We start from the raw sequence: 16369 nt of genomic DNA on the forward strand, positions 1-16369 counted from the left end.
GCGCGGTAGACGACGAACCGAACGAACCGGAGCAGGAGCCGCTTTATTAATATGGATTCCATACTTGTAAATACGTATCTTAGTAGATACAATCCTCGACAGATCGTTTCACCACCGGTGTACACGGTCAACCGCACCGAAATATTCGACACCTGGCTTGCCCGCCTCGCGGACTTAAGAGCGAGAGCAAAAATCCTCGTGCGGATCCGGCGGGCGGAACGAGGTCATTTCGGCGACATGAAGTTGCTGGAAGACGGTGTGTCCGAGATGCGCATCGATTGGGGACCCGGCTATCGGGTCTATTTCGCGCGTGAAGGGTGCATGGTGTATCTGCTGCTCTGCGGTGGCGACAAGTCTACCCAGGCGGCTGATATCAAGCATGCCAAAACAATGTGGGCCGAACTCAGAAAGGAACTGTCATGAGCAAGATCAAAACCGCACGGTTCGACGCAGCGCATTACCTCGATAGCGAGGCAATGATCGCTGAATATCTCAACGCAGCGCTCGAAGAAGGCGACGCCGACCTGCTGCTCGCCGCGATCGCAGACATCGCCAAAGCGCGCGGCATCGCCAAGGTCGCATCAGACGCAGGGCTCGGGCGCGAAAGCCTCTATAAAACACTCGCACCGGGCTCCAAGCCGCGTATGGACACCGTGTTCAAACTGCTGCGCGCGCTGGGCGTCAAACTTAATGCCGTGCCGGAAGGTGTGGCTGCCGCGTGATTCGCGTCTGCTGCGTTGCGCTCGCGGTCGGTCTACTGGTGGCATGGGAGTTGGGTGGTATGCGTTGGCGTCGAAAGGGGCTCGGAGCGGTTACGGGCATTCGTAAATTCTCCCGGGGTATTCCATTACCTGTCAGGTAATGGATCGCTGGCGTGCTTTGGCTATCATCGTTGCCATGAACACACTCTCTCTTGCGCACACCGCGCCGTCGTCGCCAACATCGCCGTCGGCTAGTCGCACCGTCGGCGATCTGCTTCGCGAATGGCGTCAGCGGCGAAGAATGAGCCAGTTGCTGCTCGCCACCGAGGCCGATGTTTCAACCCGGCATTTGAGCTTCGTCGAATCGGGCCGCGCGTTGCCGAGTCGGGAAATGGTCATGCATCTTGCCGAGCGACTCGACGTCCCGCTGCGTGCACGCAACGCGCTACTGGTCGCCGCAGGCTACGCGCCGCTGTTCCGCGAGCGCCCGTTGTCGGACCCGCAACTCGCCGCCGCACGCGAAGCCGTCGATCTGGTGCTGAAAGGACACGAGCCCTACCCAGCGCTGGCAATCGACCGTCACTGGACCATCGTCGCTTCGAACAATGCGCTCGCGCCGCTGCTGTCCGGCGCCAGTCCCGAACTGTTGAAACCACCGGTCAACGCGCTGCGGTTGAGTTTGCATCCGGAAGGCATCGCCGGGTCGATCGTCAATTGGCATGCGTGGCGCGAGCACACGCTTACGCGATTGCAACGGCAAATCGAAGTGAGCGGCGACGGCACGTTGAGCGCACTGCGCGACGAGTTGGCCGCCTACCCCGCGCCACCCGGCGCCGAGGCCGCAGAGCACGACAATGCAGCGGTCAATCAGATTGCCGTGCCATTGCGGTTGCGCACACCGATCGGCGAGCTATCGTTTTTTAGTACGACCACCGTGTTCGGCACGCCGGTGGATGTAACGCTATCGGAACTTGCCATTGAAGCGTTCTTTCCCGCCGATCAGCAAACCGCAACCGCACTGCGCAACTTCGCCGACAGCCAACGTGCCGAAGCCGCCTCGTAGCCATTGCGTCACGCCGTGATAGCGGGCAAGCTCGAGGGCTTGGCGGCGCGCACATGCACCGCTCAACCCACACGCACCGAGGGCTGCACTTGAACGACGCCACCGCTGTATTCATCCGCCAGCTCGGCCCGGCGGATCGCGACGCTTATTTTCAGCTTCGCTTGCGCGGGCTGAAGGCGCATCCGGATTCGTTCGGGCAGAGCTATGAGGAAGCGTTCGCACGAGGCCCCGAGCAGCACGACGCGAGATTGCAAGGTCTGCGCGCCGCCGAGGGCGAGTTTTTGCTCGGCGCCTTTGCATCGGTGAGCACATCGGCAAACACACCCGCGGACAAACCCGCGGACTCACCCCTACTCGGCGTAGTCGGCCTGTCGCGCAACCAGCATGACAAGGAACGGCACAAGGCGGCCGTAGTCGGCATGTATGTCGCGCCGGAAGCAGCGGGCCGCGGCATCGGCCGCGCATTGCTATGCGAGTTGCTGGCGCGCGCTGCGCAGATCGACGGTTTGCGGCAAATCCAGTTGATGGTTGGCAGCCACAACGAGGGCGCGCGCCGGCTCTACGAATCGGTCGGCTTTAGCAAGTACGGCTGTGAAGTGGGCGCATTGAATGTCGGCGGCGTATTTCACGATGCCGATCTGATGGTGCGTTTCATGTAACAGATCTTCGCGAGGTCGCTCCGCCTGCCTCAGCGCGCGACCCGCGCTATTTTTTCAGCTCCCTCCTCGCGACATCCCAACAAGACTCGCCAGCCGCGGTTTTTCGGCGGCAGCCACCAGCACACTATTCGTGCGGCCAGGTAATCGGCGCTTGTCGCGCCTGCGAGCCCTCCGCGCTGCCCAGCAGCCTGATACTCGACTACGGCGCCTGCCTGGCCCAAGGTTGTAACATCGGCGCCTACCTCAGCGGCAGTGTGTCAGGCAGCCTGCGCGGCGCGCTCCGGCTCGTCGCTGCGTTTGCCGGCAACGTGCCTGGCACGCGTCTGCGCCCCCTCTTCGGCCTCGAAATCGAACGCGCTCGACCGACCCGTTGCTAAACGTTACGTAAGACGTTACAAATGCGGCCCAGTTTGTAACTGGGGCCGCACCGCTCAGTTACACCTGCGATTTGTCCCTCTAACAGGCTCAGTGAGCGGTATATATTACTTAATATTGCGTTCGCTTTCTGTTCCCTTTCTTGTCGCAGCGCAAATTACCGCACCGCGGGCGCACTCGATCATTTGTTCATATGATTAAGCAAGATGTCCACTGGGCAAGGGTTTCCATGGATCAGACGAAAATTTAAGACGGCAAAAAATCTGCTAGGCATTGACTATTACAGCACCGTGAAAGACTTACCGAAATTTAATGTATCTTTTTGAGATATTTTTTATAGAAGGGATTGATTTCTTGTTTTGCCCTTCATACAATTCGTCCCAAGCTGTTACGAAATGTAACGCGATGTATCAAAAGGTCGCCGTCTGTATCAAGTCGGTGACATGTAGCCGGAGGTTATCGTTTCCGGCGAGGCAGAAAAGACATAACGGCAAAAAATGCCGACATAGTAATTCGGGGCTTCGGAAACAGAGAAAATGGACCGTAGCAGCGAGACGCTGGATTCAATCCGCGAGATTAACTTGTCTTACATCATGCTCGCGCAACGTATGTTGCGTGAGGACAAACCGGTCGGCATGTTCCGTCTCGGTCTGTCGTCGGAACTGGCTGATTTGCTCGCGGGCTTGTCCCTCGCGCAGATCGTCAAGCTGGCCGCTTCCGATCAGCTTTTGTGCTTTTTCCGCTTCAACGACCACGCTATGTTGTCGGCGTTGACGCAAACCACGAAGCACGCCGCAGTTGCACCGACTCACGCGGCGATCCTGCTGGCAGGCCAACCTGCCGAGCAGTTTGCTTAATCGAGGTGACGACGATGCTCAAGCGTAGCCTGACGGAAGACGCACAAGAAGTATTCCGTGCGATCGCGCTGATCGAACTGGGCGCCCGCATGCAGGTGCTCGAGAGTGAGTTGACGCTCTCGCGCGACCGCATGATCCGCCTGTACCGCGAGGTCAAAGGCGTATCGCCGCCCAAGGGCATGCTGCCGTTCTCGGCGGACTGGTACATGACGTGGCTGGCGAACATCCACGCGTCGTTGTTCTACAACACGTACCTGTTCCTGAAGAACGAAGCGCGTTGCTCGCATCTGGACGCGCTGACCAAAGGGTATCGGCTGTATCTGGAACATTGCCACCACAGCGAATCTGAACCGGTGCTGGATCTGACGCGCGCCTGGACGTTGGTGCGTTTCTTCGACGCCAACATTCTGCAACTGACCAAGTGCTGCCGTTGCACCGGCAAGTTCGTCGCGCATAAGCACGACCTGCAGCACAACGTCGTGTGCGGCGCTTGCCAGCCGCCGTCGCGCGCCGGCAAGACGAAGAAGGCCGCAGCCGCTCGCCAGGAAGCGCTCGAAGCTGCGCAGATCGCGCAAGCCGCCTGAGTTGAAGTTATTCGACAAGGGCTGGTCCGGCCCGACTCGAACCGAAGCCTGAAAAACAAAAGGTCCGCCATTGAGCGGACCTTTGTTTTTGATGGCGTCTGATTTGTCGTGGCGCCGCGACACTGAACGCGGCGAACGCGGGCCGGTCGAGACATCGACTCTCAGCCGACCAGTCCGATCGTCTGCACCACCAGCCACAGGTTGGCGACGCTGATCACCACGAACAGCGTCCACGCGACCAATCGCGTCAGCATTGTATTGGCGAATTCCCCCATCAACGAACGGTCGCCGGTCATCCTGATCAGCGGATAAAGCGCGAACGGCAGTTGCAGGCTCAACACGACCTGGCTGGCGACCAGCAACTTGCCGACCGCGCCGTTGCCCATCATCTGCACGCCGATCAACGCGGGAATCAGCGCGAGCGCGCGGGTGATGAAGCGGCGCTGCCAGCACGGAATTTTCAGGTTCAGGAAGCCTTCCATGATGACCTGCCCCGCGACCGTGCCGGTGAAGGTCGAGCTTTGTCCCGACGCGAGCAGCGCAATGGCGAACAGCACCGCCGCGAAGCCGGTGCCGACGATCGGCGCAAGCAGCTTGTAAGCGTCTTCGATCTCAGTGACCTGAGTATGGCCATTGGCATGAAACGCGGCGGCGGCAAGAATCAGGATCGCCATGTTGATCAGCAGCGCGATCACCAACGCCCCAATGGTATCGAGCCGCGACATACCGATCGCCGAGCGGATACTCGCGGGATCGCGCTTCACCGCGCGCGTCTGCACGATCGACGAATGCAGGTAGAGGTTGTGCGGCATGACGGTCGCGCCAAGAATGCCGATGGCCAGATACAGCGGTTCGCGCGAATTCAGCGCCTGCCACGACGGAATCAGCCCCATCGCGACCGACGGCCAATGCGGCTTCACCAACGCTAGCTCGACGATATACCCCACGCCGATCGTCGCGATCAGGCCGAGCATGATCGCTTCGAGGTCGCGGAAGTTTTTGCCCTTCAGGCCCAGCACGATCAGCGTATCGAAGGCGGTCAGCAGCACGCCGGTGGTCAGCGAGCATTTGAACAGCAGGTGGAATGCGAGCGCGCCGCCGAGCACTTCGGCCAGATCGCACGCAATGATCGACACTTCCGCGAGCACCCATTGAAAGCGCGCCACCGCCGGCGAATAACGCGCGCTCGACAGTTGTGCGAGGTCACGCCCAGTGGCAATACCCAGGCGCATGCTCAAACATTGCAGCGCAATGGCCGCGAGACTCGAGAGCACGACGACGAACAGCAGGCTGTAACCATAGCGCGAGCCGGCTTCGATGTCGGTCGCCCAGTTGCCGGGGTCCATGTAGCCGATCGAAATCAGCAGGCCGGGACCGGCGAATTGCAGAATCTTTTTCCAGAACGGCGCGCCTTGCGTGATGGCGACCGAGCCTTGCACCTCGGATGGGCAAAACGGCGCCGTGGCGGTGGTGGGTAGTTTGAACTGCAAGCGTGGAATCTCTCGAGGAGGATAAAGCGCGGCGCCTCGTATCGAGGCGCCGCGAGCCGCCTCAAGTGTACAAAGAAACCTCCGGCAATGTCCCACTCAGCGCGTAGCGGCCGACGTCGCGGATCCGATAGTCGAGCGGATCGTGCAACGTGTGTACGCGCGCGTTACGCCAGAAACGATCGAGTGCGAGTGGCCCATGCGTGGCGCGCGCGCCACAGGCATCGAAGAGTTTTTCGCTGACGTCGAGCGCCGCGCGGTGCGCAACGATCTTCGCCTCCGACGTAGCGAGCGCGACGTGCGCGCGCGTTTCCGCCGTGAGCGATGTGCCTTGCTGCCACGCATCGTCGAGCGCATACGCGGCACGCGTGGCCAGCGCTTCGGCGCTCACCGCCTGCAGACGCATCTCGCCAAAGCGCTGGATCAGGTAGGGATCGTCGGTGGCTTTGTCGACGCCGGAGCTGATCCATGGCCGGCCATGCTGGGTCACGTACGCGCGCGCTTCTTCGAGCGCACCTTGCGCAATGCCTACAAACAGATTGGTCAGCACCTGCTGCGAGATCAGCATGCGCAAACTCGCGTAAGGGGTGTCGGCTCGCTGCAACACTTCGTGCGGCTCGACCACGACCCGCGCGAACGAGACGCTGCCGCTGTCGGTCTGCCGCTGGCCGATCGGATCCCAGTCTTCATGCACGGTGATGCCCTCGCGCGCGGTCGGCACGACGGCGAACACCGGTTTGCCGGTGACGGGGTCGTGCGCGGAAACCGTCATCATTTGCGAGCCGCGTGTGCCGGAGCAAAAGCCTTTCTGACCATCCAGAAGATAGCCGCCGTCACTGGTTGCGCTCGCAACCAGCCGGGTATCGAGCGGATTGACCGCGTTGCCCCACCACCAGCGTTGTTCGACGGTGCCGCGCAGATAGCGGGCACGTTGTGCCGGATTGCCCCAGACGTTGACGCTCACCACCTGCAGGCAGGTAAAGCCCAGCAAATGCGCGAGCGCGCTGTCGACGCGCGCGATCCGCCGGATCGTTTCGTAGATGTCGGGCCAGCGCGCGCCCGCGCCGCCGAATTCGCGCGGCACCGCGAGCGTGAGCAGCCCCGCGTCGGCGATCCATTGCTTTTCCTGCGCGGCGTGGCCGCCGTCGCGATCTCGCTGCGCCGCGCTCGCGCGCAATGCGTCGAGCAAACCGGCGAGGTCGCTCGCCACGGGTGCAGCGGATGCGTCGCGTGGGTGCAGCGCCGCGGCTGGGCGAGGGTCGTTCATCCTGAGTCCGTTTAGAAAAAGTGGAGCGGCCTGCGATCACACACGCTGCGCGAAGCGCCTGACGAGTCGGTCGCCCGCGAACTGTACCGCCGTCACGATCGCGATCAGCAAGACGATCACCGTCACCATCACCGTCGTATCGAAACGCTGGTAGCCGTAGCGGATCGCCAGATCGCCGAGGCCGCCGGCGCCGACCGCGCCCGCCATTGCCGACGAACCGATCATGGCCACCACGGTAATGGTAAAGCCGCCGAGAATGCCCGGCAACGCTTCGGGCAACAGCACATGCCAGATGATATGCCTGCGCTGCGCGCCCATGGCTTGCGCGGCCTCGATCAACCCGCGGTCCACTTCGCGCAGGCTTACTTCGGCGACGCGCGCGAAGAACGGAATCGCCGCGATGCTGAGCGGCACGATCGCCGCCCATACGCCGATCGTGGTGCCGATCAGCAAACGCGTCAACGGCAACAGCGCGACCAGCAGAATGATGAACGGCGTGGAGCGGAACGCATTGACCAGCGCGCCGAGCGCGCCGTTCACCGCGCGCTTCTCGCAGATACCGCCGCGTGTCGTGGTGACCAGCAGCAGCGCCAACGCTATGCCGATCAATGCCGCGAAAAAAGCGGACACACCCACCATGACGATCGTGTCGCGAATCGCATCGGCCAATTCGGAGAGCCACAGATCAGACATAGCCTAATACCTCGACATGGTTCGCATAGCGGCGCGCGCGTTCGAGCAGCGTCGCGATCTGCTTCTGCACGGTACTGTCCGCGCTTTCCCGCACTTGCGCCGATACCACCAGACGCCCTTGTGCATGTCCTTGAATCCGGTCGATGCCGCCGTGCACGAAACTGACGCTACCGCCCTCACTACTCAGCGCCGAGGTGAGGCCGCCGATATCCGGCTCGTGCGCGTCGGCGCCTGTGAAGCGCACGTCCAGCAGAATCCGCGCATCGGTTTGCGCGAGATCGTGTAGCGGCTTGACCCGTTCCGCCAGATCCGCGGGCACGTCATGCACCAGCGTGCGCAGCAACGCGCGCGTCGCGTCGTGGTGCGGATCGCCGAACACACGCCACACCGGACCGTTTTCCACCACGGCGCCCCGTTCGATCACGGCGACCGTATCGCAGACTTCACGAATCACCTGCATTTCATGCGTGATCAGCACGATGGTCAAATTGAGCCGCCGGTTGATATCGCGCAGTAACGCAAGAATGGCCTGGGTCGTTTCCGGATCGAGCGCCGAAGTCGCCTCGTCGCACAGCAGAATGTCCGGGTCCGTGACCAGCGCTCGTGCAATGCCGACCCGCTGTTTCTGACCGCCGGACAAGCTCGCCGGATAAGCGTCGCGTTTAGCGGACAAGCCCACCAGTTCGAGCAGCGCGGCGACTTTCCTGTCGATCTCCGCTTTCGGCACGCCCGCGATTTTCAGCGGCAACGCAATGTTCTCGCGCACCGTTTTCGCGGAGAGCAGATTGAAGTGCTGAAACACCATGCCGATGCGTCGACGCAATGCCACGAGTTCGCGCTCGTTGAGTTCGCCGACGCTTACGCCGTTCACGCGCACCGCGCCGGATCCCTGTTGTTCCAGACCGTTGACGAGCCTCAGCAGCGTCGACTTGCCCGCCCCGCTGCGGCCGATAATGCCGAACACCTCGCCGCGAGCGATCTTCAGCGTGACGTTGGCGAGCGCCGTGGTCGACACGCCGCGCGCATTCGTGAACTGCTTGCTCACGTTGTCGAATACCACGGCGATGTGTTCCGGCGTCTGAGGTGCATCGCGATTCGGGGCGAGAGACGGCGAGTCTTCGATGAACTGCGGGGCGTCGAAAATATGGGCCATGGCGGCGCTCCTGTCAGACTTGCACAGTGTTGGGCAGGTCAGCTTGCTCATTAACTAGCGGACCGGTTTGCGGATTGTTTTGCGCGGACCGCCGATGCTGCGCGCCGACATGCACCGCCGGCAATCGCGCACGGCCGCCGCCGAACAGCTTCTCGCGCAGCGTCGGCGCCGGATCGTAGTCTTCCTTGTAGACGCCGCGATTCTGCAACTCGGGCACCACCAGATTCACGAAGTCTTCGAACGATTCAGGCATGACGGTGCGCGTCAGATTGAATCCGTCGACACCGGCCTCGTCGATCCACGACACCAGCTCATCGGCAATCTGCTGCGGCGACCCGACCACCGGCTTCGCGCGACCGCCGAGCGTCATCTGCTCCAGTACCTTGCGCTTGGTCCACACGCCGCTCACGCTCTTCTTCGAAATCGCTTCGACGGCCGACTGCATCGACTCGGTCTTCACATACAAAATCGGTTCGTCCAGCTCGTATTGCGAAAAGTCGATACCGGTCGAACTGGAGAAATGCGCGATGCCGCCTTCCGCACTCGCATAGCGGCGATATTCCTCGAATTTTTCCTGCGCCGCGCGCTCGGTTTCACCGACTACCACGGTAATGCCCGCGAAGATCTTGATATCGTCCGGCGCGCGTCCAAAGCTCACCGCGCGCGCGCGAATGTCGTCGACAATGGAGCGCGTCAACTGCTTGTTCTGTCCACCGACAAACACACATTCCGCGTGACGTGCCGCGAAATCGACACCGCGGCTCGACGATCCCGCCTGATACAACACCGGCGTGCGTTGCGGCGAAGGCTCGCTGAGATGAATCGCGTCGATCGAATAGTACGGGCCGTCGTGCTTCACGCGGTGCACCTTGTCCGGGTGCGAAAAGATGCGCGCCGCGCGGTCGCGCACCACGGCATCGTCTTCCCAGCTTTGTTCCCACAGCTTGTAGACCACGTCCATGTAATCGTCGGCACGATCGTAGCGGTCGTCGTGACTGATCTGTTGTGCGAGCCCCATGCCGCGCGCCGCGCTGTCCAGATAGCCGGTGACGATGTTCCAGCCCACCCGCCCTTTGGTCAGATGATCGAGCGTCGACATGCGCCGCGCGAACAGATACGGCGGCTCGTAGGTCAGATTCGACGTGACGCCGAAGCCGATGTGCTTCGTGACGTGCGCCATGGCGGGCACGATCAGCGACGGGTCGTTGATCGGAATCTGCACCGACTCGCGCAACGGCGTTTGCGGTCCGCCCTGATAAACGTCGTATACGCCGACGATATCCGCGAGAAAGATGCCGTCGAACTTGCCGCGCTCCAGCGTCTGCGCGAGGCTCGTCCAGTAATCGAGGTCGGTGTAGTTGGCCGACCGGTCGCGCGGATGCGTCCACAAGCCGTGATTGATATGGCCGACCGCGTTCATATTGAACGCGTTCAGCAGGATCTTTTTCTTCGCCATCGTGCAACTCCTGTTCTACGGCTCTGATCTACGCGCCGCGATTACCACGCCACGGCGTAGAGCTTGCCGAAAGCTTTGTCGAGCGCAGCGCGTACGGCGGGCGAATGCTGATAGATCGCGATGAACTTGCGGATACGCGGATCGTTGACGCTGTCCGGTCGCACGACCCATTGGATCGCGTAGTTCTTGTTCTCCAGCCCGTCGAAGAGCAATGCGCTATTCGGGTCGGCGGTGCCCGCGAGCTTGATGAAGCTCGGGTAGCCTTGCGCGAGATCGACGTCGTCGAGCGACCGCGCCAGTTGCGAGGCTTCCAGTTGGACGATCTTCAGATGCTTCGGGTTGTCGATAATGTCTAGCGTGGTCGCGCGATAGTCGATGCCCGGCGTCAGCTTGATCAGTCCGGCGCGTTGCAGCAGCAACAGACCGCGGCCGCCATTGACTGGATCGTTTGCAATGGCCACGGTGGCGCCATTCTTCAACTCGTCGAACCGTTTGATCTTCTTCGAATACAAACCGATCTTCATGATCGTGCCCGGCGCGATCGCGACGAAGTTGTAGCCGCCCTGCTTCTTCGCGTTCTCGAGAAACGGAATGTGCTGGAAGTAATTGACGTCGATGTCTTTATTGGCGAGCGCCGCGTTCGGCGTATTCCAGTCGGTGAACTCGATAATCTTTACGTCGAGGCCTTGTTCTTTCGCCTCGCGCGCGGCGACTTTGAGCGCCTCGATTTGCGGGCTGGTGGCGGTGCCGATTTTCAGCGTGGGCGAATCGGCCGCCTGGGCGTGCGTGGCCGATAACGCAAGCGTGAAACTGAACGTGATCGCGCCGATCAGCGCGAGCGTCGGTGCGTTGAAAAAACGCCGTACTTGGGGCAAAGGAATACGCATGGTGAGCTCGTAGAGTTAGACGTGGTGCGTTTCGAGGCGAGCGGATTCAACGGCCTGACCGAGGTGAACTCGGGCAAGCCGTACGGCATCGGGCAACGGGACACTGCAACGGGCGGCTTAGCCGGCGCGTCGTGGCAGCAACAGGACGCGCGAATCGCTCAGCGCGGACAGCGGAAGGTCGGACAGGTCATCGCCTCTCTCCAGATGAGGTGCGAATCATCATAGAGGGCGGAAAACCAACGGTCTACGAACGGATTTTTGGAAGGAAAGCGGGAAAAATGATTTGGAATAAAAAAGCCGGGCCGCGCTCCCGCGCGACCCGGCTTCCACCACCGTTCAGTACCCTGAATGGAGGACTACTGCTTCGCCACCTGCTGCACAGCCACATCAGCGCCTGACGCAGCCGAAACCACAGCCGCGCCCGAAGCCGGCGCCACCGCACCCACCGCAGCATCCGGCGCCTTCACATCACCCCAGCCGCCGCCCAGCGCGCGAATCAGGTTCACTGTCGCCACCGCCTGCGTGCCCTGCAAATGGCTCGCTTGCAATTGCGAAGTCAGCACCTGCCGCTCACCGTCGATCACATCCAGATAGCTGACCGCACCTTCCGTGTACTGCGTGCGCGACAAATGAGCCGCCCGTTGCGACGCTTCGACCGCATTGTTCTGCTCGCGCATCTGATCGTCGAGCAAACGCAGATCGGCCAGGTTGTCCTCCACCTCGCGGAACGCCACCAGCACCTGCTGACGATACTGCGCGACGTCTTCGTCGTACTTTGAACGCGCTTGCGCGAGATTCGCCTTACGCCGCCCACCGTCGAACAACGGCAACGTCAACGCGCCACCCGCGAGCGGCCCGAGCACGAACGCGCGGCTCGACCACATGAACAGATCGCCCAGCGTAGCCGACTCGAATCCGAACGCACCGGTGATATCGAGCTTCGGGAAGAACGCCGATTTCGCCAGTCCCACACGCGCATTCGCGGCCTGCATTGCCCGTTCCGCCGCCGAAATATCCGGCCGGCGTTCAAGCAGCGCCGACGGCAAACCCGCCGGCACCTGCACCGTGACCGGCTTGAGCGGCGCTTCCGCGAACGAGAAATCCGCCGGCGGCTTGCCGAGCAGAATCGCGAGGCTGTGCTCGGACGCGGCGCGCTGACGTGCTACGCCGACCGCATCGGCACGCGCGCTCGCGAGTTCGTTGCGGGAGCGCGAAACATCCAGCTCACCGATATCACCTTCCTTAAAACGCCGCTCGACCAGCTTCAGCGTATCTTCGCGCAGCGTCACGGTACGGCGGTACAAATCCTGATCCGAGTCAAGCTCGCGCAACTGGAAGTAGTTCTGCGCCACGTCCGCTTGCAACGACAACTGCACCGAACGGAACAGCGCTTCACTTTGCTGCTCGTCCGCGCGCGACGCGTTCACGTTCGAACCGACACGCCCAAACAGATCCGTTTCGTACGACGCGGTAGTTTGCGCGCGCCAGATCGTGCCGGTCGTGCCACCCGCGTTATCCGGCAAGAACTGCGAGGCCGCCGACGCACGCTCGCGCGTCGGGCCGAAGCCCGCGTCGAGTTTCGGGAACCAGTCCGACTTCGCCGCTTGCGTCACCGCACGCGACTGTTGCACGCGCGCCGCTGCGGCCTTCAGGTCCTGATTCGCGGCCGCCGCCTGCTCTTCCAGCGCGTTCAACTGCGGATCGCCGAAGACCGTCCACCATTCGCCGCGATGCGCGTCGTCGGCGGGTTGCGCCGTTTTCCACGTGCCGGTTTCTTGCGGCGATGCCGCCGTGCCCGACGTCGACGTCGTCACCGGCGCTTCCTTGAAGGCCGTCGGCGTGTCGACATCCGGCCGCTTATACGTCGGTTCCAACGAGCAGGCGGCCAGCAACGCGACCAGCAAAGCGCTGGTTGCCGCGCGGCCCCATCCGCTCAAAGATTCATAGCGTTTCATTATTGTTTTCTCCTCAGGCTTCCGTCGCCGACGCGCCATAGTGCGGCGAATCCTTCTGCGCGACGTGAATCGTCCCGCCCGCCAGCGTACGCAGTACCACATAGAACACCGGCGTCAACATCAGACCGAACAGCGTCACGCCGAGCATGCCGAAGAACACCGCGATACCCATTGCGTGGCGCATCTCCGAACCGGCTCCGCTCGACAACACCAGCGGCACCACACCCATGATGAAAGCGATCGACGTCATCAGAATCGGCCGCAGACGCAAGCGGCTCGCCTCGATCGCGGCCGACAGCGGCGTGTGCCCGTCGTGTTCGAGCTCGCGAGCGAACTCGACGATCAGAATCGCATTCTTCGCCGACAAGCCCACCAGCACCATCAAACCGATCTGCGTGAAGATGTTGTTATCGCCACCCGTGAGCCACACGCCGGTCAGCGCGGACAGCACGCTCATCGGCACGATCAGGATCACGGCGAGCGGCAACGTCAGGCTTTCATACAGGGCGGCCAGCACGAGGAACACGAGCAGCACGCTGATCGGGAACACCCACAGGCCAGCATTGCCGGCAAGAATCTGCTGATACGTCAGGTCGGTCCATTCGAGCTTCACGCCGTGCGGCAAGGTTTCCGCCGCTACGCGTTCGGCTGCGGCTTGCGCCTGGCCCGACGAGAAGCCCGGCGCCGGTCCACCGTTGATGTCGGCAGCCGTATAGCCGTTGTAACGCACCACCATTTCCGGACCATAGGTCGGCGTGACCGTCACCAGCGACGACAACGGCACCATGTCGCCCGCCGCATTACGCGTCTTCAGTTGCAGGATGTCGTCGGCACGTTGACGGAACGGCGCATCGGCCTGCACTCGCACCTGGTACACGCGGCCGAACTTGTTGAAGTCGTTCACATACAACGAGCCCAGGTAAATCTGCATCGTGTTGAACACGTCCGTGACCGGCACACCGAGTTGCTTGGCCTTCACGCGATCCAGGTCGACGTTCAATTGCGGCACGTTGATCTGGTAGCTCGAGAAGGTCGGGCCCAGTTCAGGCGTTTGCGCCGCTTTCTTCACGAACGCTTCCGCGGCCTTGTTCAATTCCGCGTAACCGACCGCGCCGTGATCCTCCAACTGCATCTTGAAGCCGCCAAGCGTGCCGAGACCGAGCACCGGCGGCGGCGGAAACACCGCGACGAACGAGTCTTTGATCGCACCATATTTCTGGTTCAACGCACCGGCAATCGCACCCGCCGAGAGCGTCTTGTTGCCGCGCTCCTTGAACGGCTTGAGCGTGACGAACACAATGCCTGCGCTCGAGCTATTCGTGAAGCCGTTCACCGACAAACCCGGGAACGCCACCGCGCTTTCCACGCCCGGCTGCTTCAGTGCGATCGCGCTCATGTCGCGAATCACTTTTTCCGTGCGGTCCAGCGACGCGCCGTTCGGCAACTGCGCGAACGCGATCAGGTATTCCTTGTCCTGCGCCGGCACGAAGCCGCCCGGCACCACGTGCGAGATCAGCACCGTGCCGCCCAGCAGAATCGCGTACACCGCGAGCATGGCGCCTTTACGACGCAGCACGCCGGTCACGCCCTTGCCATACGCCGTGGAACCGCGATGAAAGACCTTGTTGAAGCGCTTGAAGAAACCGCCCAGCAGGCGATTCATCACGCGAGTCAGGAAGTCTTCCTTCGCGCCGTGACTGCGCAACAGCATCGCAGCCAACGCCGGCGACAGAGTCAGCGAGTTGAATGCCGAGATCACCGTCGAGATCGCGATAGTCATCGCGAACTGCTTGTAGAACTGACCCGTCAGGCCCGTCATGAACGCGAGCGGCACGAACACGGCGACCAGCGTCAGCGCGATGGCGATAATCGGCCCGCTCACTTCCTGCATGGCCTTGTAGGTCGCATCACGCGCACTAAGCCCGTTTTCGATATTCCGCTCGACGTTCTCCACCACCACGATCGCATCGTCCACCACGATCCCGATCGCGAGCACCATGCCGAACAGTGACAATGCATTGATCGAGAAGCCGAAGGCGAGCAGCAGCGAGAAGGTCCCGATAATCGACACCGGCACCGCGATCAACGGAATGATCGACGCACGCCACGTTTGCAGGAACACGATCACCACGATCACCACCAGCGCGATCGCTTCGAGCAGCGTATGGATAACCGCTTCGATACTCGAACGCACGAACTGCGTCGGGTCATAGACGATCTTGTATTCGACGCCCGCCGGCATGTCTTCCGACAGTTCCTTCATCGCGGCGCGAACCTGATCGGAAATGGCCAGCGAATTCGCCCCCGGCGCCTGGTTGATCGCGAGCGCCACCGCCGGCTTGTTGTCGAGCAGCGAACGCAGGCCGTATTCCGACGCCGCGAGTTCGACCCGCGCAATGTCACGCAGATAGGTCACGCCGCCGTCCGGCGTCGTCTTGACGATGATGTCGCCGAATTCGCCCTCGGTCTTCAGACGGCCACGCGCATTCACCGACAACTGCAGTTGCGTGCCCGGCACCGAAGGCGATGCGCCGATGACACCGGCCGCCACCTGAATGTTCTGCTCACGGATCGCGTTGACCACTTCGGTCGCCGTCAACCCGCGTTGCGCGACTTTCTGCGGATCGAGCCACACACGCATGGCGTAGTCGCCCGAACCCCACAACTGCACTTCGCCGACACCCTGAATTCGCGCCAGACGGTCCTTGACGTTCAGCAGCGCGTAGTTGCGCAGATACGTCATGTCGTAGCGGTTATTCGGCGAGATCAGGTGGACCACCATGGTCAGCGTGGGCGAGCTCTTGATTGTGGTGATACCGAGCCGTTGCACGTCTTCCGGCAGACGCGGCAGCGCCTGATTGACGCGGTTCTGCACCAGTTGCGTCGCAAGGTCCGGATTGGTGCCGAGCTTGAAGGTCACCGTCAGCGTGAGATTGCCGTCGCTATTGGCTTGCGACTGCATGTACAGCATGTTCTCGACGCCGTTGATCTGCTCTTCGAGCGGCGAAGCGACGGCTTCGGCGATCACTTTCGGATTCGCGCCCGGATACTGCGCGTGCACCACCACGGACGGCGGTACGACTTCCGGGTACTCCGAGATCGGCAGCTTGAAGAGCGAAATAATGCCCGCCAGCAGGATCAATACCGACAACACGCCGGCAAAGATCGGCCGATCGATGAAGAATTTGGATATGTTCATGGGATGCTCTTAACGTTGGAGCATGCGCCGCTC

The 16369-nt window shown here is 61.8% G+C and carries 14 protein-coding genes and 1 pseudogene; 7 read left to right on the forward strand and 8 right to left on the reverse strand.

Annotated features, from left to right (window positions below):
- Positions 1-51 precede the first annotated feature (51 nt).
- The 7 genes and pseudogenes from FA94_RS31425 (at position 52) to flhC (ending at position 4239) form a co-directional block, all read left to right on the forward strand.
- Positions 52-423, forward strand: a complete 372-nt coding sequence (locus tag FA94_RS31425) for a type II toxin-antitoxin system RelE/ParE family toxin (protein ID WP_035558883.1) — start codon at positions 52-54, stop codon at positions 421-423.
- A complete protein-coding gene (locus FA94_RS31430) occupies positions 420-722 on the forward strand; it encodes an addiction module antidote protein (protein ID WP_035558886.1) in 303 nt (100 codons plus the stop codon). Before FA94_RS31425 ends, FA94_RS31430 begins: the two co-directional genes overlap by 4 nt.
- Positions 723-897: 175 nt before the next feature.
- Positions 898-1764: a helix-turn-helix domain-containing protein gene (locus tag FA94_RS31435; protein WP_459251936.1), complete on the forward strand. Its 867-nt coding sequence runs from the start codon at positions 898-900 to the stop codon at positions 1762-1764.
- Between the two features lie 53 nt (positions 1765-1817).
- Positions 1818-2423 (forward strand): GNAT family N-acetyltransferase, encoded by a 606-nt coding sequence (locus tag FA94_RS31440; RefSeq protein ID WP_051980964.1) that lies wholly within the window; start codon positions 1818-1820, stop codon positions 2421-2423.
- A 188-nt stretch (positions 2424-2611) separates the two neighbouring features.
- Positions 2612-2800 (forward strand): annotated as a pseudogene (locus FA94_RS39640) (YeeE/YedE thiosulfate transporter family protein); the annotation flags it as partial.
- Between the two features lie 534 nt (positions 2801-3334).
- Positions 3335-3655 (forward strand): flagellar transcriptional regulator FlhD, encoded by a 321-nt coding sequence (gene flhD / locus FA94_RS31445; protein ID WP_035558891.1) that lies wholly within the window; start codon positions 3335-3337, stop codon positions 3653-3655.
- A 14-nt stretch (positions 3656-3669) separates the two neighbouring features.
- On the forward strand, positions 3670-4239 hold the full coding sequence (gene flhC / locus FA94_RS31450; RefSeq protein ID WP_035558895.1) for a flagellar transcriptional regulator FlhC: 570 nt from the start codon (positions 3670-3672) through the stop codon (positions 4237-4239).
- A 161-nt stretch (positions 4240-4400) separates the two neighbouring features.
- Here the strand turns inward: flhC and FA94_RS31455 are convergent, their stop codons facing one another.
- From FA94_RS31455 to FA94_RS31495, 8 genes are all read right to left on the reverse strand, one after another.
- A complete protein-coding gene (locus FA94_RS31455) occupies positions 4401-5729 on the reverse strand; it encodes an Nramp family divalent metal transporter (protein ID WP_035558899.1) in 1329 nt (442 codons plus the stop codon).
- A 61-nt stretch (positions 5730-5790) separates the two neighbouring features.
- Complete coding sequence (locus tag FA94_RS31460) at positions 5791-6993, reverse strand: acyl-CoA dehydrogenase family protein (protein ID WP_035558902.1); 1203 nt, start codon at positions 6991-6993, stop codon at positions 5791-5793.
- Positions 6994-7029: 36 nt separating this feature from the next.
- Positions 7030-7686 carry a methionine ABC transporter permease gene (locus FA94_RS31465; RefSeq protein WP_035558905.1) on the reverse strand — a complete coding sequence of 219 codons (657 nt, stop codon included), beginning with the start codon at positions 7684-7686 and terminating at the stop codon, positions 7030-7032.
- Positions 7679-8839 carry a methionine ABC transporter ATP-binding protein gene (locus FA94_RS31470; protein ID WP_035558907.1) on the reverse strand — a complete coding sequence of 387 codons (1161 nt, stop codon included), beginning with the start codon at positions 8837-8839 and terminating at the stop codon, positions 7679-7681. The genes FA94_RS31465 and FA94_RS31470 overlap by 8 nt, the downstream gene beginning before the upstream one ends.
- A 13-nt stretch (positions 8840-8852) precedes the next feature.
- Entirely contained in the window at positions 8853-10295 is a 1443-nt protein-coding gene (locus FA94_RS31475; protein WP_051980966.1) for an LLM class flavin-dependent oxidoreductase, read from the reverse strand.
- A gap of 41 nt (positions 10296-10336) precedes the next feature.
- Entirely contained in the window at positions 10337-11182 is an 846-nt protein-coding gene (locus FA94_RS31480) for a MetQ/NlpA family ABC transporter substrate-binding protein (protein WP_035558910.1), read from the reverse strand.
- A 356-nt stretch (positions 11183-11538) separates the two neighbouring features.
- Entirely contained in the window at positions 11539-13137 is a 1599-nt protein-coding gene (locus FA94_RS31490; RefSeq protein WP_035558916.1) for an efflux transporter outer membrane subunit, read from the reverse strand.
- Between the two features lie 13 nt (positions 13138-13150).
- Entirely contained in the window at positions 13151-16336 is a 3186-nt protein-coding gene (locus FA94_RS31495; protein ID WP_035558919.1) for an efflux RND transporter permease subunit, read from the reverse strand.
- Positions 16337-16369 lie beyond the last annotated feature (33 nt).

The sequence above is a fragment of the Burkholderia sp. 9120 genome, from assembly GCF_000745015.1.
Classification (GTDB): Bacteria; Pseudomonadota; Gammaproteobacteria; order Burkholderiales; family Burkholderiaceae; genus Paraburkholderia.